Source organism: Archangium lipolyticum, from assembly GCF_024623785.1.
GTDB lineage: Bacteria > Myxococcota > Myxococcia > Myxococcales > Myxococcaceae > Archangium > Archangium lipolyticum.
Genome location: NZ_JANKBZ010000034.1, coordinates 110133 through 128804, shown reverse-complemented (window position 1 = coordinate 128804; position 18672 = coordinate 110133). Strand labels below are relative to the sequence as shown.

At 68.8% G+C, this 18672-nt stretch carries 19 protein-coding genes and 1 tRNA gene; 2 read left to right on the top strand and 18 right to left on the bottom strand.

Annotated elements, in window-relative coordinates; genetic code table 11:
• Positions 1–426: 426 nt before the first annotated feature.
• A tRNA-Arg gene (locus tag NR810_RS43220) sits at positions 427–500 on the top strand.
• Positions 501–559: 59 nt separating this feature from the next.
• Here NR810_RS43220 and NR810_RS43215 read toward each other — a convergent pair.
• The 18 genes from NR810_RS43215 to NR810_RS43130 form a co-directional block, all read right to left on the bottom strand.
• The gene (locus tag NR810_RS43215) at positions 560–2152 is read right to left on the bottom strand and encodes an MBL fold metallo-hydrolase (protein WP_257461296.1); all 1593 of its coding nucleotides are present in this window, start codon (positions 2150–2152) and stop codon (positions 560–562) included.
• Between the two features lie 89 nt (positions 2153–2241).
• Positions 2242–3519 (bottom strand): hemolysin family protein, encoded by a 1278-nt coding sequence (locus NR810_RS43210; protein WP_257461312.1) that lies wholly within the window; start codon positions 3517–3519, stop codon positions 2242–2244.
• Positions 3520–3619: 100 nt separating this feature from the next.
• Positions 3620–4000 (bottom strand): response regulator, encoded by a 381-nt coding sequence (locus NR810_RS43205; RefSeq protein WP_204227349.1) that lies wholly within the window; start codon positions 3998–4000, stop codon positions 3620–3622.
• Positions 4001–4094: 94 nt separating this feature from the next.
• Positions 4095–4928 carry a metallophosphoesterase family protein gene (locus NR810_RS43200; protein ID WP_257461294.1) on the bottom strand — a complete coding sequence of 278 codons (834 nt, stop codon included), beginning with the start codon at positions 4926–4928 and terminating at the stop codon, positions 4095–4097.
• Positions 4929–5016: 88 nt separating this feature from the next.
• Positions 5017–6240 carry a glycosyltransferase gene (locus NR810_RS43195; protein WP_257461292.1) on the bottom strand — a complete coding sequence of 408 codons (1224 nt, stop codon included), beginning with the start codon at positions 6238–6240 and terminating at the stop codon, positions 5017–5019.
• Positions 6241–6379: 139 nt separating this feature from the next.
• A complete protein-coding gene (gene phoU, locus NR810_RS43190) occupies positions 6380–7072 on the bottom strand; it encodes a phosphate signaling complex protein PhoU (RefSeq protein WP_257461289.1) in 693 nt (230 codons plus the stop codon).
• Between the two features lie 17 nt (positions 7073–7089).
• Positions 7090–7833 (bottom strand): phosphate ABC transporter ATP-binding protein PstB, encoded by a 744-nt coding sequence (gene pstB / locus NR810_RS43185; RefSeq protein ID WP_257461311.1) that lies wholly within the window; start codon positions 7831–7833, stop codon positions 7090–7092.
• A gap of 45 nt (positions 7834–7878) precedes the next feature.
• On the bottom strand, positions 7879–8790 hold the full coding sequence (gene pstA, locus NR810_RS43180; RefSeq protein WP_257461287.1) for a phosphate ABC transporter permease PstA: 912 nt from the start codon (positions 8788–8790) through the stop codon (positions 7879–7881).
• Positions 8787–9785, bottom strand: coding sequence for a phosphate ABC transporter permease subunit PstC (pstC, locus tag NR810_RS43175; RefSeq protein WP_257461285.1), 999 nt, complete (start codon positions 9783–9785; stop codon positions 8787–8789). The genes pstA and pstC overlap by 4 nt, the downstream gene beginning before the upstream one ends.
• A gap of 70 nt (positions 9786–9855) precedes the next feature.
• A complete protein-coding gene (locus NR810_RS43170; protein ID WP_257461284.1) occupies positions 9856–10677 on the bottom strand; it encodes a phosphate ABC transporter substrate-binding protein in 822 nt (273 codons plus the stop codon).
• Between the two features lie 43 nt (positions 10678–10720).
• Positions 10721–11923 carry an OprO/OprP family phosphate-selective porin gene (locus NR810_RS43165; protein ID WP_257461310.1) on the bottom strand — a complete coding sequence of 401 codons (1203 nt, stop codon included), beginning with the start codon at positions 11921–11923 and terminating at the stop codon, positions 10721–10723.
• A gap of 116 nt (positions 11924–12039) precedes the next feature.
• A complete protein-coding gene (locus NR810_RS43160) occupies positions 12040–12729 on the bottom strand; it encodes a response regulator (RefSeq protein ID WP_257461282.1) in 690 nt (229 codons plus the stop codon).
• A gap of 69 nt (positions 12730–12798) precedes the next feature.
• Positions 12799–13305, bottom strand: a complete 507-nt coding sequence (locus tag NR810_RS43155) for a SixA phosphatase family protein (protein WP_257461280.1) — start codon at positions 13303–13305, stop codon at positions 12799–12801.
• A 73-nt stretch (positions 13306–13378) separates the two neighbouring features.
• Positions 13379–14323, bottom strand: a complete 945-nt coding sequence (locus tag NR810_RS43150; protein WP_257461279.1) for a metallophosphoesterase family protein — start codon at positions 14321–14323, stop codon at positions 13379–13381.
• 12 nt (positions 14324–14335) lie between these two features.
• Positions 14336–15700, bottom strand: a complete 1365-nt coding sequence (locus NR810_RS43145) for a sensor histidine kinase (RefSeq protein WP_257461278.1) — start codon at positions 15698–15700, stop codon at positions 14336–14338.
• Positions 15701–15712: 12 nt separating this feature from the next.
• Positions 15713–16393 (bottom strand): response regulator, encoded by a 681-nt coding sequence (locus tag NR810_RS43140; RefSeq protein ID WP_257461277.1) that lies wholly within the window; start codon positions 16391–16393, stop codon positions 15713–15715.
• A 114-nt stretch (positions 16394–16507) separates the two neighbouring features.
• The gene (locus NR810_RS43135) at positions 16508–17008 is read right to left on the bottom strand and encodes a hypothetical protein (protein WP_257461274.1); all 501 of its coding nucleotides are present in this window, start codon (positions 17006–17008) and stop codon (positions 16508–16510) included.
• Positions 17005–17907 carry a tetratricopeptide repeat protein gene (locus NR810_RS43130; RefSeq protein ID WP_257461272.1) on the bottom strand — a complete coding sequence of 301 codons (903 nt, stop codon included), beginning with the start codon at positions 17905–17907 and terminating at the stop codon, positions 17005–17007. The genes NR810_RS43135 and NR810_RS43130 overlap by 4 nt, the downstream gene beginning before the upstream one ends.
• Before the next feature lie 156 nt (positions 17908–18063).
• Between NR810_RS43130 and NR810_RS43125 the strand changes: the two genes are divergently transcribed.
• Entirely contained in the window at positions 18064–18645 is a 582-nt protein-coding gene (locus NR810_RS43125; RefSeq protein ID WP_257461270.1) for a YceD family protein, read from the top strand.
• Positions 18646–18672: the final 27 nt, after the last annotated feature.

The window sequence follows — 18672 nt, the reverse complement described above, 5'->3', positions numbered from 1 at the left end:
CCGGTTCGATGAGCGGCGTGGAGGAAACGGACCGTGGGTGAGACTCGGCGAGAAGGCGAGCGAGAGCGGACCTTCGCAGCAGGCGCCGACGAGCCCGAGCGGCACCGCGCCTCCCGTCGACTCTACCCCTCCAGCGCGGATTCAGGGGGTACCAAGAGGGACGGCACGGCACGAGACGGGATGACGACCCTAATAAAATCAAGGCGATAGCGGGTAACTGCGCGTCCTGCTTAGGTTTTTCTATCGCCTTGCTTAGAGTTCGATCCCCGGCTCGTGCATCCCGCTCCCCCGGCGGGCGGGCAGGTGGGTATCGAACACTGGGGGCCCCTCGCGGGCATGGGGCTGCTCCCTGTCGCTGTTCGATGAAGTGCGTGCTTGCGTCGGCGGAGGAAGTCGGTTACTTACCCACCCGCTGCTGCTGCCTCTGCGCGATTAGCTCAGCTGGATAGAGCGTTGGCCTCCGGAGCCAAAGGCCGCAGGTTCGAATCCTGCATCGCGCGCAAGTTGAAGGGCCTGGAATCCTTGGGGAAATCCCCCGATGGTTCCAGGCCCTTCGCTTTTACGGCAGGTGGAGCTCGGACTGGACGTACGGCAGCCCGGCGGTGATGCCATGGGCCCGGCAGTAGTCCAGCAGCTTGCGCGACTCCACCAGCTGCGGCGAGTTCTCGTGGTAGCCCATCACCATCACGTGGCCCATCCACGGCTCTCGGCCCATCGCGTAGATGTAGACCTGACCCGGCTTGAGCCGCCGGACGATCTCGATGGCTCGCTCGGCGTTGGAGCCATTGAGCCTCCGCGACTGGTCCATCTTGCGCGGCAGCGGCGTGGTGAGCAGTGGGCCGTACATCCAGCTCAGCGGCCCTCCCTCGGACTCCATGCCCAGGAACATCACGTCGATGTCTCCCACCAGGGCGTGGATGTGGTCGTACAGTCGCGGCTCCAGCGCGTTCGAGTCCGCCGCCATCAGCAGCGACTTGCCCTCGAGCTGGACCAGGTGGGCCATCTTCGCCTGGATGTTCAGGTCCCCGTGCTCGCCGATGAAGGGCAGGCCGGTGATGCTGCCTCCCGGCACCTCGATGGACTCCATCTCGCTGAGCGCCACCACCCGGCGGAAGCCCGTGTGCTGGAGCATCAGCTTGAGCGAGGGGTCCGCCAGCCCTCCGCCGCTGCTCGCGGGCACCACCAGTGTGCCGATGCGCGTGCGCAGCTGGAGCAGCGGCTCGAACATCAAGTGGTCGGCGTGACCGTGGGTAATCAGGGCGTAGTCGATGTGCTCGGGCAGGTCCGCGTAGGTGTAGCGCGGCAGATCCGTGGGGAAGTCGTAGCTGATGACCGGATCCGTCAGGATGCTCACCTCGCGCGTCTCGATGAGCACGCACGCGTGGCCGAAGTAGCGGATGCGCACCCCCGGGCTGTCGTACCGGGGGGCCGGACGCGGCGCCTCCTCGGTGAAGAAGGTGGAGAAGAGCTCCGCGTCCTTGCCCTGGATGCCGAGCGCCTCGCGCACCGGCTCCACCTCGCCCGGCGTGCGCCGCATGGCGAAGAGCCGATCAATGGCCTCGTGGCGGTAGGGCACGTGCACGTGGACGCTCCCATCCTCCGTGTCCAGCCGCGGCGTGCTGAAGACGTACGGCCGCGCGTCCTTGTGGATGAGCCGCATCGCCAGGCTCTGCGACGGCTCCTTGTAGTGCGGACCACGGTAGAGCAGCGATTCGAAGAAGCGGGGCGAGGCCCGGTTGTTCAGGTCGTACGTCAGCTCCACGTAACCCTGGAGGATGTCCGGCACCTTCTTGTACAGCTCCTCCAGCGAGAAGCCGTTGGCCGTGAGCAGCAGTTTGTCCAGCTCCGCCACCGCCTGGGCGAACCGCAGCGACGAGGCCTGCTCCCGCAGCGTGCGCTGCAGCAACTCCTGGATGTCCCTGGCCCGCTCCACGCCGTAGTTGATGTACGGCCCCCCCATCAGCGCCGGGCTCTTCAGTGCCGCCACGTGGATGGCCGGATTGGCCACGAACGACTCCATGATCTTCACATGGTGGTTGGCCACGAAGAGCGGTGCCGTCGCGGGCGAGATCAGGAACCACCACGCGTACCACTGGTTGTAGAGCGGCTCGGCGACGACGTTCTGCTTCAGGTAGCGCACGGGCTGGGACATCTCGGTTCCTCACATCACGGATGAACCGGGGATTATTTCGTATTCGATGGAAACTGAATACTCCCACCGCGACACGGGGTGGGCCCTGTTCAGCCCTCGGATGCCTCTCGGGGGGGCAGGTGGATGCGCACCGAGCGCACCCGGCGCTGGCTCGCGTCGAGCACCTCCAACACCGTCCCGTCCTCCAGCGTCAGCTTCGTGCCCTTCTCGGGGATGGTCCCCGCCTTCACCGTGCACAGGCCTCCCACCGTCGACCAGCCCTGGCCTTCTTCCAGCTCCAGTCCCAGCTCCCGGTTCACGTCCCGGATGGCCGCCGTGCCCTGCACCACCGCGGAGGTGGGGCTCTCGCGCCGGAGGAGCTCCTCGGGCGCCTCGAGCTCGCTGGCGATCTCCCCCACCAGCTCCTCGACCAGGTCCTCCACCGTCACCAGCCCCGCCACGCCTCCCCGCTCATCCACCACGATGCCCAGTTGCATCCGCCGCCGTTGCAGCTCCTTCAGTGCGTCGATGGCCCTCATCGACTCGAAGGCGAACCAGGGCGGCCGCATCACGTCCTCCAGGACGATCAGCTGGCTTTCCCAGGCGATTCCCAGCAGATCCTTCGCGATGACGTAGCCCACCACGTTGTCGAGCGACCCCTCGTACACGGGCATCCGCGAATGCCCGTGCTCCAGCAGCACCTGTTTGATCTCCTCCGGGCTCGCATGCCGGCGCAGCGCCACCATGCGGCTGCGCGGCACCATCACCGCCGACAGGGGGATGTTCCCCAGCTCGAAGGCCCGCGAGGCGATCTCTCCCGCCTTCGGATCCAACGAGCCCGCCTTCGCCGCCTCCTCCACGAGCTGCATCAGCTCGTCCGGTGACAGGCGCGACTCGGTGAAGGTGGTCCGGTCCCCGAAGAAGCGCAGCAGGAGGTTGGAGCTGGCCGTGAGGAACCAGACCAGTGGCTGCATCAGCCAGGCCAGTCCCTTCAAGGGGCGGGCGATGAACAGCGCATAGCCCTCGGAGAAGCGCAGGGCCAGGGACTTGGGCACCAGCTCGCCCAGCACCAGCGAGAGATAGGACACCAGTCCCACCACCAGCGCGAAGGCCAGCCGCTCCGCGAGCGCCTCCTCCACCCCCAACTGTGTCAGGGGCCCGATGAGCCGCTGGGCGATGGAGGCTCCACCGAAGGCCGCCGCGGAGGCGCCCACCACCGTGATGCCGATCTGCACCGTGGCCAGGAAGCGCTCGGGGTCGTCCCGCAGGGCCTGTACCGCTCCGGCCGCGCGGCTGCCCTCGTCGAGCAGCTCCCGCAGCCGCGTCTTGCGCACCGACAACAGGGCGAGCTCCGCCCCGGAGAAGACCCCGTTGGCCAGGATCAGCAACAGGATGATGACGAGTTCGGTCGCGATGGCCGCATGCCCTCCAGTCACCGTCTATAGCAGCCGGAGCCGCGTACGGAGCCCGGAAACCTACCTTGGCGCCTCAGGCGTCCAGTGATTGGAGCAGGAGCGAGAGCTGGTCCCGGCTGGCTCCCTTGGGCAGGTAGTAGTGCGGACCAGAGCGGAGCGCGCCGCCTACCTCCTGCGCCGCGGCGGCCGTCAGGAACACCACCCGGGGCGGATTGCCGTTGCGGGGCATCCGTTCCACCACCTCGAAGCCATTCATCCCGGGCATGTTCAGGTCCAGGAGCATCACGCCGTAGCGCTGCCGCGACAACGAGTCCAGTGCCTCCTGGCCATTCGCGGCCTCGATGGCCTCGTAGCCGAGATCCTCGAGGCACAGCCGGAGGAACTCCCTCCAGTCGGCGTCATCGTCGACGACCAGAACCTTGCGTGTGTCGTCCGCGGTTGCCCTTCGCCCCAAGTGGCCTCCTTGTACGTGGGGACAACCCTTCAAGGGGAACGTGCCATCCAGCCAGGAAGCAAGGCCGCCTGGAGGGTAGGGGAGGGGCCTTGGATCAGACGAGCGACATGGTCAGCTGGCTGGCCAGGTACTGAAGAGCGGGCAGGACGTTGGGGGCCGAGCGCTTGCGAGCCGGGGGCAGGGACATCCCCTGCCACTCGGGCTCACCGACCAGCCGGCCGGCCGCATGCTGGAAGAGCCGGAAGCGGCCGAGCTCGATGGAGCTGCCCGAGTTGTAGATGCGCAGTCCGCGGCCCTGGAAGTGGCCCAGATCGAACTCGCGCGGTACGTGCCGGTGCCCGTGGAGGATGAGATCGCACCGGCCCTGGGCCCGGCGGACGAGCTCGGCGCCCAGCGCCAGCTCCGAGGCGTGCGGCCAGCCCATGCGCGTGGCGAGGCGCTCCGGGAAGCTCTCCTCCGGCAGTGGTAGCACGTGGTGGTGCAGCAGCACCGCGGTGAGCGCGCCCGTGGGCGCTGCGCACAGGGCCGCGTCCACCTCGTCCAGCACCGCCGGGGTCAGCTCGCCGTGGCAGGCGAAGTAGTTGCGGTTGTGCGGGCCCGTGGAGTCCACGCACACCAGGTAGAGACCCTCGTGCCGCTCCACCCGCACCTTCCGGCCGTTCATCCACTGGCCGCCGGCGTCCTCGCCCGTGCGGTCATGGTTGCCGGGGATGAAGGAGAGCCGCCCGGCGTCGATCAGTGGAGCGAAGAGCTCGCGGAAGCGCCGGTACTCGCTCCGGCTTCCCTGGTGGGTCAGGTCTCCCGTCACCACCACGTGGTCCACGCGCTCGGCGAGGAGGGTCTCCACGAGCGCGGTGGCCGTCGCGTCACTCTCGCGGGTGAGGTCCAGATGCAGGTCCGACAGATGAGCCAGCTTGCGGATGAGCATGTGCCTCTGAGATACCCACCCGCTGAAACACGGCCATGTCCCCCGGGTGAACCTTTCGAGTGGGCCCGGTGACTTCGCGGTGAACCTGTCAGCCGGCGAGCAGCTCCTCGGTGGGCTCGGGCTCGGACGTGGCGAGAGACCCCGGCATCGCGGGCGTGGGCGCCACCAGCTTCGAGCCGGGCAGCACTCGCAGCTTGTTGCCGCGCCAGTCCACCGAGCGCGCGAAGAGCCCGTTCGTCCAGGCCATGAAGAGCAGCAGGTCCTTGAGCAGCACCGCAGGCACCACCCGCCAGGAGGTGGTCTGCCCGGGCCGCGACAGGTGGAAGATCGTCACGTCGTGCGCCAGCTTCGCCAGCACCACCGTGCCCACCACGCCCAGGGCCCGCGCCGACGGCTCCAGCAGCGCGCCGAGCAGCGCCCAGGGCAGGGGGTTGAGCAGCGACTGGGCCAGGTACACCGGCGTGGGGATGCAGGTGTGGTGGATGATGCTCCAGCGCACGTAGCGCTTGAGGAAGGCCGTCACGCTCTTCTCGAGCGACACGTTGTAGACGGGCGAGCGCGCCACCACGGCACGCTTGCCCAGCCGCCGCGTCACCCACCGGCCGATGACGAAGTCCTCCGCCAGCACGTTGCGCACCGTGTAGAAGCCCCCCAGGGACTCCACGTCCTCGCGGCGCAGCGCCATGGACTTGCCCACCACGATGTCCTGATCGACGGCCTGCTTGGCGGCGATCTGCCCCGCGCCCGTCGTGGTGCTCTGGTACAGGTTGTCCATCAGCGAGCCCAGCGTCCGCTCGCCCACGCCGCTCACCGGGTGCGAGATGCAGCCCACCTCCGGGTCCTCGAAGGTGCGGGAGATCTCCTCCAGGTAGTCCGGCTCCACGCGCGTGTTGGAGTCGCTGATGACGAAGATGTCGTAACGGGCCACGCCCGCCAGGGTGATGAGCTGGTTCACCTTGGGGTTGAGGCCGGGCTCACCGTGCTGCAGCTCCAGCTTCATGATGTGCGGCCAGCGCGCCACCGCCGCTCGCGCCACCGCGTAGGCGGGATCCCGCGTGTCCTTCACCCCGAGGATGACCTCATAGGCCGGATAGTCGAGCGTGGCGAAGCAGGCGAGGTTGGCCTCAAGGTCATCATCCACACCACACAGGGGCTTGAGGATGGAGATGCCCTTCGGCGCGCCACCGGACACCGGAGAGCCCACTCGGGGGCGGCTCCGCCGGTAGCGCAGCACACAGAAGAGCTGCGCTCCCAGGGCGACGATTCCGACGACGGCGGCGGCGAGCAGGGCCAGGCTGATCGCGTGGAGCATGGGGGGGCTTTCTCCTGAGCAGGGGCGCGTTCATCGCGCGTCCTACCCGGGACGTTAGGAAAGCCCCGCGACTCCACCGCGACGGTCCGGCGTCACCCGGGAGAACTCTTGGTGACGGGACCGTGAACCTCTTGCCCGCTCAGGAGGCCGTCGTCAGGTTCCGGCTGCGCGGATGGCGGATGTCCGTGCCGCGCACCATGTAGATGACCATCTCCGCCACGTTGGTGGCGTGGTCTCCAATGCGCTCGAGGTGCTTGGCGATGAACATCAGCGCCGTGGCGCGGCGGATGTTCCTCGAGTCCTCCATCATGTAGCCGAGCAGCTCGTTGAAGATCTTCAGGTAGAGGACGTCCAGGTGGTCGTCCTCCTTGCGCACCTCTTCCGCCTTGGCCGGATCCGAGGACACGAAGGCATCCAGCGCCTTCTTCACCTGCTGCTGGGCCAGCTCGGCCAGCCGCGGCGTGTCCACGTAGGCCTTGAGCGGCGGCGCCTCGTTCAGATCCTTGGCCCGCTCGGCGATGTTCACCGCCAGGTCGCCGATGCGCTCCAGGTCGGTGACGATCTTCAGCGCGGTGGTGATGAGGCGCAGATCGCTCGCGGCTGGCTGGCGCAGCGCGAGGATGCGGCGGCACGTCTCGTCGACCTCCACCTCCAGGCGGTTGACCTCCTTGTCCGCCTGGATGACCTTCTCGGCGAGCGCGGAATCCCGCTCGGTGAGCGCGCGCACGCTGTCCGCGATGTGCGCTTCCACCTTGGCGCCCATGCCCAGCAGCTTCTCGCGCAGATCCCTCAGATCCGCCTCGAATGCCTTGTCCGTATGTGTCGATGGCATGTCCGCTTCCCTCGCTCCTACCCGAACTTCCCGGTGACGTAGTCCTCGGTGCGCTTCTCACGAGGGTTGGTGAAGATCTGCTCGGTGGGGCCGCACTCCACCAGCTCGCCCATGTAGAAGAAGGCCGTGCGGTCGCTCACCCGCGCCGCCTGCTGCATGCTGTGCGTGACGATGGCGATGGTGTAGCGCTCCTTCAGCTCGTGGATGAGCTCCTCGATCTTCGCCGTGGCGATGGGATCCAACGCGCTGGCGGGCTCGTCCATCAGCAGCACCTCGGGCTCGATGGCCAGGGCGCGCGCGATGCACAGGCGCTGCTGCTGGCCGCCGGACAGGCTCATGGCGCTGTCGTTGAGCCGGTCCTTCACCTCTTCCCAGAGCGCCGCCCCCTTGAGCGACTTCTCCACGCGCGCGGCGATGTCCGCCTTGTCCTTCATCCCTCCCACGCGCAGGCCGTAGGCCACGTTCTCGAAGATCGTCTTCGGGAAGGGGTTGGACTTCTGGAAGACCATGCCCACGCGGCGGCGCAGATCCACCACGTCCACGTTGCGGTCATGGATGCTCGTGCCGTCCAGCAGCACGGTGCCCTCGTGGCTGGCACCCGGGATGAGATCGTTCATCCGGTTGAGCGAGCGCAGGAAGGTGGACTTGCCGCAGCCGGAGGGGCCGATGAGCGCCGTTACCTGGTGCTCGAGCAGGGGAATGCTCACCGACTTCACCGCCACCTTGGTGCCGTAGCGGAGGGTAAGCTCGCGCGCCTCCATCTTGATGCGCGCGGGAGCAGCGGAAGAAAGGGACATGGCTCGGTGTCAGTGGGCCGCGGAGGCGCGCCGGCGGGTGCGGGCGCGGATGAGCACCGCGACGAGGTTGAGGGCGAAGGTGAGCGCGAGCAGCACCAGCACCGTGGCGTACAACAGCGGGCGCGTGGCCTCCACATCCGGTGACTGCGTGGCCAGCACGTAGGTGTGATAGCCCAGGTGCATGAACTGGGCGTTGAGCTTGCTGGGCAGGTCGGGCAGGAAGTAGGCGGCACCGGTGAAGAGGATGGGCGCCACCTCGCCCGCGCCGCGGGACACCGCCAGCACGGCACCGGTGAGGATGCCCGGCAGCGCGCCCGGCAGCACCACCCGCGCCAGCGTCTGGGAGCGGGTAGCCCCCAGCGCCAGGCTCGCCGTGCGGTGGTCCATCGGCACCGCGCGCAGCGCCTCCTCGGTGGAGACGATGACCACCGGCAGCGTCAGCACCGCCAGGGTGAGCGAGGCCCAGAGGATGCCCGGCTGGCCCCAGTGCAGCTCCTGGTAGCCCAGCGCCCGGTCCATGCTCCCGCCCACGAAGTGGATGAAGAAGCCCAGGCCGAACAGCCCGAAGACGATCGACGGCACGCCCGCCAGATTGACCACCGCCAGCCGCACCGCGCGCGCCAGGAGTGAGCTCGGGGGCGCGTACTCGTGCAGGTACACCGCCGTGAGCACGCCCACCGGCATCACCGCCAGCGTCATCAGCAGGGTGAGCGCCGCCGTCCCGTAGAGGGCGGGGAAGATACCGCCACCCATCATTCCATCGGAGGGCGGCTCGCTGAGGAACTGCCAGGTGATGTTCCCGAATCCGCCTCGCATCGCGTCGAAAAGGATGATGGCCAGGATGGCCACGATGAGCAGCGCGGCGAAGCCGGTGAGAGACGTGAGTGCTCCGCCCACGATCCGGCGCATGGTGTTCTTCATGCTCCCGCTCCCGACAGCCGCTTGATGACCCGGCGCGTCCAGACGTTCGCCAGCATGTTGAGGACGAAGGTGAAGAGGAAGAGCTCGACTCCGATGAAGAACAGGAGCGAGTAGTGCGGGCTGCCCACCACCACCTCGCCCATCTCCGCGGCGATGGTGGCGGACATGGAGCGCACCGAGTCCGCGAAGTTCCACGACACGATGGCCGCGTTGCCCGAGGCCATCAGGACGATCATCGTCTCACCGATGGCGCGGCCGAAGCCCAGCACGCACGCGGCGAGGATGCCCGGGGCCGCCGCCGGCAGCACCACCTTCCAGGCCGTCTCCCAGGGCGTGGCGCCCAGTGCGAGCGACGCCTCGCGGTAGCTGCGCGGCACCGCGGTGAGCGCGTCCTCGGCCACGGTGAAGATGACGGGGACGATCGCCAGCGACAGGCCCAGCCCCGCGACGACCGCGTTGAGCCGGGACGTGAGCCCGAAGGTGTCCTGGAGGAAGGAGGCCAGCACCATCAGGGCGAAGAAGCCCAGCACCACCGAGGGAATGCCCGCCAGCAACTCGATGGTGGGCTTGAGGATCTCCCTCATCCGCCGGGGGGCGAACTCGGCGGCGAACAGCGCGCCCGCCACGCCCACCGGCACCGCCACCACCATCGACACCAGCGTCGTCTTCAGCGTGCCGATGAAGAGCGGAATCATGCTCACCTTCGGCACCGAGGACACCGGCTGCCACACGAAGGCGGCCGGCTTGCCGGCGCGCACCACCTGCGGCAGGAACATCTTCGACAGGCTGGCCTCCTCGCGGGCGTGGGCGTCCAGGAAGATCGCCAGCGCCTCCTTCGCGATGAAGACCAGGATCAGCACCAGCGCCGCGATTCCCGTGAAGGCCATCGCCGTGATGAAGCCGGCGATGACCTTCTCCCGGATCTGCCTCCGCCGGGCGACGGAGGAGAGTCGCGGCGCCACGGTTGCCGTTTCCACGAGCCCCTCACTCTGCATGGCCGCTTGTCTATCCACGTTGTCCTCGGGGTTCGTGTGACAATCTCGTGACGCCTGCTGCCCTGGGGTCCTACTTCACCGGGAAGTAGCCAACCTTGGTGACGAGCGCCTGGCCCTCGGGGGACAGGACGAAGTCGATGAAGGCCTTGGCATCCGCGGCCGGCTTGTTGCGCAGGTAGAAGTAGAGGTCGCGCGAGAGCGGGTACTTGCCGGTCTTGATGTTCTCCGCGGAGGGAGCGATCGCCTCGTTGCCCTTCTTGATCTTCAGCTCCTTGATGCCCTTGGCGTAGGCGGAGCCGCCGTAGCCGATGCCGTTCTTCTCCTTGGACACCGCGTTCACCACCGCGGCCGTGCCGGGCAGCGTCTGGGCGCTGGAGGTGTAGTCGTCGCCGTTGAGGAGGTTGTCCTTGACGAACACGTAGGTGCCCGAGGAGTTCTCACGCGAGTAGACGATGATGGGCGCGTCCGGGCCGCCCACTTCCTTCCAGTTGGTGATGTCGCCCAGGTAGATGCCCTTGAGCTGCTCCTGGGTGAGGGCGTCCACCTTGTTGCCCTCGTTGACGTAGAAGGTCACACCGTCCTTGGCCACGGAGATCTCCGTGCCGGTGGTGTTGAAGCGGGTGCGCAGCTTCTCGCCCTCCGCCTCCTTCATGGGGCGGCTGGACATGGCGATGTCCGTGGTGCCGTTGATGAGCGCCGACAGGCCGACGCCCGAGCCGCCACCCGTCACCTGCAGCTTGGTGTTGGGGTTCTTCTTCATGAACTCCTCGGCCCAGCGCTGGCCGAGGATGACCATGGTGTCGGAGCCCTTGACGGTGACGGTACCCGCGCGAGCCGCGCCCGGGAGGGCGAGCAGCAGCACCGCGGCGATCGAGGCGATGAAGTTCTTCATGAGGGATGTCTCCTTGCGATTCCGGGAAAGGTAGGGCTGCTGTCTAGTAGCGGGCCTGCAACTGGGCGGTGAGCAGGTTGTCGCGCGGGTCCTTCACGCCCGCGACGGTCGCCGTCATGGGGTGCTCATAGGTGACGGAGAGCTTCAGGTTCTCACCGAAGTAGTGGATGGCGGTGGCGCCGATGGTGCCGATGGCGTTGGTGCCGGCCGGGCGATCCGAGCCCGGTGCGGCGGCGGTGGCCGGGATACCGGTGGCAGCATCGAAGTAGTCGTAGCGCACGGCCACCGCGTTGGTGAGGCCGATGTTCTGCACCAGCAGCGCGTACCAGCCGCTGGCCTGGCGGTCGAGCAGCTCGGCGCCATTGCTCACGTACGTCTTGCCCTTGATGTACTCACCCTTGATGGCGGTGGCGCCGATGGGCAGGAAGTCCAGGTAGACCTGGAGGTCCGCACCGACGCGGCTGCGCTCGTGGGCGTGCCGGTACGTCTCACCGGCACCCCGGCCCATGGTGTGGCCGTACCAGCCGGAGACGCCGCCGGAGATCCACTTCAAGTCGAACCCGGCGCGGCCGACGAAGTCCTTCTCCTTGTCGTTGTCGACGCCGACGGAGCCCGGGTAGCTCATGCCGTTGCCGTCGAAGAGGCCGACGCCCAGGCGGAAGAAGCCGAACTTGCCCGCGTACTTGACGCCGCGGTCCCGCTCGTCGGGGAGGAAGGCGCGGACCACGCGGGTGCGCTCGGGGAACTCACGGTCGCTGGAGGACTGCACCGACTCGTAGCCGAACGGCCACTTCATCTGGCCCAGCGTCACCGACATGTTCTGCTTCGTGCCGGGGATGAAGAGCGTGGCCTCCGCGTCCCGCACCGTCACGCCGGTGGGGACGGCGTCGATCTGCAACATGTACTGCACGAGGTCGCCGGTGTAGGTGGCCTTGAGACGGCCGCGGCGGACCAGGAAGCGGCTGTAGCCGCCGGTGCCATCCTCGCGCGACTCCTCCCACTGGTAGCGGGCCTGCACGTAGCCGGAGAACTTCAGCTTCGTGAGCGGGGAGAGGATGCTCTTGATCTCGGCCAGCTGCTCCTCGATGGAGGCGACCTTGCCCTCGGTGTTGGTCACCCGCTCGTCGGTGTTCGGCGTGGCGGGGGCCGCTTCCGTGGCGGGGGCGGCCTCGGGAGCGGGCGTGGCCTCCTGGGCCAGGGCGGCGCCAGAGGTGAATGTCAGAATCGCGGCAATCAGGTTGCGCATCACGTGGAGGGGGCTCCGGTTGTCTTTTTCTGTCCGTTGTTCAAAGCCGCGGACCATGTACGGCTCGTTCGTGACCGTTTGAGGGCCGGTGCGTGACAATTGGGTAACGACGGGACTCAGACGACATTCGGGTCGACGATGCGATAGCCCACGCCGCGAACTGTCTCGAGGTAGGCACGCGCGGAGCCGAGCTTGTCGCGCAGGCGCATGACGTGGGTGTCGATGGTGCGTGTCTCCAGGGAGCTGGACAGGCCCCAGACCTCCTCGAGGAGCTGCTCGCGGGACTGCACCCGGCCCACGCGGGCCATGAGGTGCTCCAGCAGGCGGAACTCCAGCGCGGTGAGGATGACCTCCTTGCCCTCCACGTAGAAGCGGTGGGCGGAGATGTCGAGCGCGAGAGGGCCCAGCTTGAGGGGCGCGGACTCGTCGCGCGCGGGGCTGCTGCGGCGGAGGATGGCCTTGAGGCGCAGGACGAGCTCACGGACGCTGAAGGGCTTGGTGACGTAGTCGTCGGCACCTACCTCGAAGCCGCGCACGCGGTCGGCCTCCTCTCCCTTGGCGGTGAGCATGACGATGAGGACGTCACGGGTGTTGGCGGCGGCACGCAGCTGGCGGCAGACCTCCACGCCGGAGATGTCCGGCAACATCAGATCCAGGAGGACCAGATCCATCCGCTGCTCGCGCGCGGCGGTGAGCGCGGCCTCGCCCGTGGGCGCGACGCGGGTGGAGAAGCCAGCTGCTCGGAGATTGAAATCGATGAGCTCGGCGAGATCGCGCTCGTCGTCGACGATGAGGACGTGGGGCATGGCGGCGCGCACTCTGGACACCGCCGTTTGCGTTCCGGTGACGTGCTTGCGACAAGTGCGTGACATCACTCACGCGCGGTGAAGGTCCTCGGAGCGCTGGAGGTAGCGGCCCGGTGCCGCCAGCCAGGCGAAGGAGAAGTGCTTGCCCTTCCCCTCGGGGTGGATGGCGAGCGCGGCGCCCTTGCGCAGCTTGTCGGGCAGCTCGTCCATGTCCAGGGCGAGCGCACCGGCGCGGGCGAGCGAGGGGTTGTGGCCCACCAGCACCCAGCCGGCGCCCAGCTCACGCGCGAGCCGGAGGATGCGCTTGGGCGCCTGGGCGCGAGGCCGCAGCGCCGGGTGCACCTCCACTCGGGACAGGCCGAAGGCCTCGGCGAGGATCTCCGCGGTCTGCACCGCGCGCACCAGGGGGCTGGTGATGATGCCCACCATGGGCGTGAGGCGGGCCAGCTTGCGCGCGTGGGAGCGGAAGGTGGCGCGGCCCTCGGCGGTGAGGGAGCGGGCCTCGTCACCCAGGGGGTGGGAGTCCTCGGCCACCGCATGGCGGACGAGCAGCAGGGGCATCTGATGAGGGGACATGGCGGGCCGTGTCCCTAGGCGCCGCGGGCCGTGGACTCAAGCAACGTTCCCGCGTCGTGATGCGCGGCGGACGTCAGCCGTCCAGGTCCGTCACGGTGGACAGGGGCACGGGCCCGTCCTCGGTAGTCGCGGGGTGGCTCTCGTCACCCACGGCCTGCTTGAGGAGCGGAGGCGTCACCACCGGCAGCTCGATGGTGGGCGTGTGGGTGATGAGGGAGGAGCCGGGGGGCGGACGCAGCACCGGGCCGGGGGGAGGCAGGCCCGAGTGACGGCGCGCGGCCTCCATCAGCGCGTGGTGGTGGCGGTAGCGCGCCTCGACGAGCTTGTGGATGAGCAGGGGGCCGCCGGGCACGCGGCGCGCGGTGAGGGCCTGGGTGGCCTTGCGCACCGGGTAGCGCACGCGGCGGATCTGCACGCGCCAGCCCTTGGGCGTGAAGGTGAAGACGCCGTAGGCGGGGCGGAGATCTCCGTCCCGGGGGATGCCGGCGCTGGCCACGTCCGCGATGAGGAGCCGGCCCACGCGGCGGCGGTAGGGGAAGTGCAGGTGGCCGAAGGCACACGCGGCCGCGTCCAGGTTCTGGAAGTAGCGGCGGATGGTGTTCTCGTCCAGCGTCGGGTCCAGCGAGTCCTCGAGGTTGCGCGGGTTGGCGTGGCAGACGAACAGGTCCTGCCCCCGGCGCGGCGAGTAGCGCACCGAGAAGGGCATGGCCCCCAGGCGCTTGAGCCACGGCTCCCCGAGCTGATCCCTCGTCCACTGGAGCAGCTCCGTCTTCCAGTGGTCGCGCTCGCGGTAGGCGCCGCCCAGGTAGTGGCCGGCGAGGTAGCAGTCGGTGTTGCCCATGAGGACCGCGTCACAGCGATCGAAGAGCAGCTCCACCGTCTCGCGCGGGTGCGCGCCGCGCAGGGCGAGGTCTCCGGCGGCCACGACGTAGTCGGGCGCGACGCGGGCGATGTCCTCGAGGACGGCCTCGCAGGCGGGGAGGTTCCCGTGAATGTCGGCGAGGATGGCGACCCGCATGGCCGCCCCATCCTAACCCGCCGCCGTCGCCGTGGGCACAGACACTGGAAGGAAAATCGTGAAGGTAGAGCCCTCGTTCGGCTGGCTCTCGACCTTCACCTCGCCCCCCATGGCGCTCATCAGGTGCTTGACGATGGACAGGCCCAGGCCCGTCCCCCCCATGTCCCGGCTGCGTCCCTTGTCCACCCGGTAGAAGCGCTCGAAGATACGGGCCAGGTGCTTGGGCTCGATGCCCACCCCGGTGTCCCGGATGTGCACCACGCACCGCCCGTCCTCCTGGCCGGCCAGCACCATCACCCGGCCCCCCTCGGGCGTGTACTTCACCGCGTTGTCCAGCAGGTTGAGCAGCACCTGCTCCAGTCCCCGCTCGTCTCCCCGGCCCACCAGCCCCTGGGGGACGTTCAGCTCGAGCGTAATGTTCTTGCCCTGCGCCTTGGGCCGGACCACCTCGGCCGCCCGGGAGGCGGCCGTCGCCAGGGGCACGTCCGTCACCTTCAGCTTCACCTCGCGGGACTCCAGCCGGGACAGCTCCAGCAGGTCCTCGACGAGCTCCGAGAGGCGCTCGGACTGGCGGTGGATGATGTCCACCATCTTGGGCGCCACGTTGGGATCCTTCAGGGCGCCGCCCTGGAGCGTCTCGGCGTAGCCGCGGATGGCGGTGATGGGGGTGCGCAGCTCGTGGGAGACGTTGGCGACGAAGTCCTTGCGGACCTTCTCCAGGTGGCGCAGCTCGGTGACGTCGTGGAAGACGGCGGCGCTGCCGGGCAGGTCCCTCCCCAGGGCAGTCACCCGGATGGCGAGCGTGCGGGGGAACAGGCCCTCCAGCGTCAGCTCGAGCCGGGTGGCGGCGCCCTCCCGGCAGGCGCGGGTGACGGCCTCGTTGAGGGCCTCGTTGCGCAGCAGCGCGAGGGGACGCTGGCCGACGATGTGCCCGGCCGTCTGGAGCATGCCGCGCAGCGCGTCGTTGTGGCGCACCACGGTGCCCTCGGCGTCCGTCACCCAGAGGCCCTCGGCCATGCCGTCCAGCACGGCGGTGAGGATGCGCGCCTCCTGGTCGAGTCCGGCGTTGCGCGCGGAGAGCTGGTGGTGGAGCGTGTCGATGGCGCCCTTGAGGTTGGCCACCTCCTCGAGCCGGTCGCGCTCGTCCTCGCCGCTACCTGGAGCGGGGGTGCCCTCGGCGCGGGTGCGGACCTGCCGGGCCAGTGTGAGGATCTGCCGTTTGAGCGCGTCCCGGCTGGCCACCAGCGTCAGCGCGGAGGCGGAGAGGGTGGCGAGCGCCACGTAGACGGCGTCCATCCTCCAGCCCAGCAGCAGGAAGAGGACGAGCGCCGCGAGGGCGGGCAGGAGGAGGGGAATCAGGAAGAGGCGCGGGGGCATCGGGCCTTACCGTCACGGAGGGCTGAGCTTGTAGCCCACGCCACGGACCGTCTCGATGATGTCGCCCGCGGGACCGAGCTTCTCGCGCAGGCGTTTGATGTGCGTGTCCACCGTGCGGGTGTGGATCTCCGCCTGGATGCCCCAGACGTCGGAGAGGAGCACCTCGCGCGTCTGCACGCGATCGCCCCGCTCCAGGAGGGTGCGCAGCAGGCGGAACTCCAGCGCGGTGAGGACCACCTCCTGGCCCTTCACGCGCACCTGGTGGCGCGAGGTGTCGAGCTGGATGTCCCCGGCGGCCAGCTGGGCCACCGGCCCCTCCTCGATGTCCGAGCGCCGCAGCACCGCCTTGACCCGCAGCATCAGCTCGCGGACCGAGAAGGGCTTCACCACGTAGTCGTCCGCGCCCTGTTCCAGTCCCTGGATGCGGTCGGACTCCTGGCCCTTGGCGCTGACGATGATGACCGGCACCTTGCGCAGCTCGGAGTCGCTCTTGAGCAGGCGCAGCACCTCGCTGCCCGCCAGGTCCGGCAGCATCAGGTCCAACAGGATGAGGTCCGGCACGTTGGAGCGGGCCTTGGCCAGGCCGCTCGCTCCGGTGCCCGCCGCCTCCGCTTCGAATCCCGCGGCCCGGAGGTTGTACTCCACCAGTCCCGCCAGGTCCTGCTCGTCCTCGATGATCAGGATGCGCGCCATCGTTCCTCTCGAACCCAAGGTTCCGTCCAGTGCCCTAGCAGATCGACCGTGGCGGGTGCATGACGACGATGTGACGCCTGGGTGACAAGGCGTGTCCGTCCGCCCGGCCGCCGCTCAGGGGGCGAAGGTGGGATCGCACTCGCCATCCGTGAGGGAGATGGCGGCGGCGATGAGCGGCTCGTTCCGGGTGGCGCTCACGGACTCCAGGTAGTTGCAGGAGCTGCCCAGGAAGCGCGGCGGGTTGGAGCGCGAGAGCGCCTCGATGACGACGACGTAGTCGCGGCCCACCGGGATGTCCACGGCCAGCTCCTGGGCGCCGCCCTGGAGCCCCGCGTCGAAGCGCAGGGCGCGCGCCTTCTTGCCATCCGGTCCCTGGAGGACGAGCGCCTCTTCGGGTTTCACCTGCTGGTTGAGGCAGGTGCGCTGGATGTCGCCGCACCGGCGCGACTGGCCTTCGGGGAGCACCACCACCTGGAAGGCACCCAGCTCATCGGCGACGGCCCGGTCGATGAGCACGTCCAGGCCCAGACGGGCTCCGGACGAGGGAGGTTCCGCCCCGCAACCGGCGGCGAGGGTGGCACCCAACAGGACGAGGAGGGAAGGACGCGAGCTCATGGATTGACGCGGACGGTGATGGGGACGCGGCCCCGCTCCTCGGAACCGGAATAGATGACGGCTCCGGCGGCGCCCGCCACGGCCGCCGCGCCCACCGCCACCCAGAGCCACGGGCCCTTGTACCAGGGACGCTCGCCCGCCGGGGCCACCGCCGTTCCTTCCTGGGCCACCTGGAAGACGAGCGGGTTGAAGGTATCGCCCCGGCCCGCCAGCCGGCGCTGCGCCGCGTCCACCACCTCGAAGTAGTACTCCACCTGGTAGGTGGTGCGGGCGGCGGGCAGCTCGTAGGCGGGGATGGTGGCGACGTAGCGCTCCTTGTCGGCCCGGTCGCGAGCGAAGTCCACGGAGCTGTAGGCCTGGGCTCCAGCGCGCCGGTAGAAGAGCCGGGCCCGCGCCCCGAGCGCCATGTCCTCGATGCGCGCCACGGCGACCACTGGCTCGCCCCCGGCCACGTCGGGCAGCGGCTCCACCTGGAGCGTGACGGGGCGGACCCGGCGGTTCTTGATGTCCTCCTTGATGCGCGCGTAGAGCTGGCGGATCTTCGGAGGCGCGGTGCGCGGCAGCTCGTAGTCGGGCCGGGCCTGGAGGAGCATCTCGTAGGCCTCGCGCGCCCGCGCCTCGTCGCCCAGGTAGAGGGAGGTGAGGCCGAGCAGCCGGTAGAGCTCCACGAGCTGATCGTCGGTGACGTCTGGCGCGTCGAGGCCGGCCTCCAGCGTCTTCACCGCCTCCTCGAACTCGCCGTTCTCGATCTGCTCCTGCGCGCGAGCGATCTCCGGCCGGGCAGGGGCCACCTGGAAGAGGAGGGGCTGTGGGAACAGGGGGCGGGCGAGCGAGGCTCCGGGCGATAGCAGGCTCGCCAGCACCAGACCCGCCACCAGGCGATTCCGCGAGGGGTACATTGGCACCCACCCTAGCAGACGGCCGAGCGGGCCTCCAATGAAGGACGGTCCCGCAACGGTGGCGGGCCGGTGACATCTATTGGAGTTCGGACGCGTTGACTGCGGGGGGGCACCTCCCCATGATGCGCGCCCCTTTTTGGATAGGAAGCCAGGTAGATGCTCGTAAAGATTGAAGAAATTCGCGACGAAGGGCTCAAGATCAATGATCGGATGAGCCTGGAGCTGCTCGAGGCCGCCCTCGAGGGCTCCGGCTTCCGGGCCACCGAGCCCCTGGCCTTCTCGGCGAACCTCCGCAAGGTGGGCGGGGGTGTGTTGCTCGAAGGCAAGTTCACCGAGCGCGTGGTGGCGGAGTGCAAGCGCTGCCTCACGGAGTCGAAGCTCGAGTTGCCGGTGAGCTTCACCCTCAACCTCGTGCCCGAGTCGCTCGCTCGTGGCTCGGACGTGCTGGACGAGGACGAGGTGGAGGAGAAGGAGCGGAACCAGGGTGAGAACGGCGGCTCGTTCGCGATCGATGACGCGGACGAGGAGGTGTTCGACGGCAAGGTGATCGACCTGGATCCCATCATCCGGGAGCAGGCGCTGCTCGCCCTGCCGATGAGCGCCGTGTGCCGTGAGGAATGCCAGGGGCTGTGCACGCAGTGCGGCCAGAACCTCAACGAGAAGCAGTGCGGTTGCGACGCGAAGTTCGTGGATCCCCGGCTCGCGGTGCTCAAGAACATCAAGCTCCAGAAGAGCTGAGCCGGTGCCGTGTGGCCCGGAAAGCAC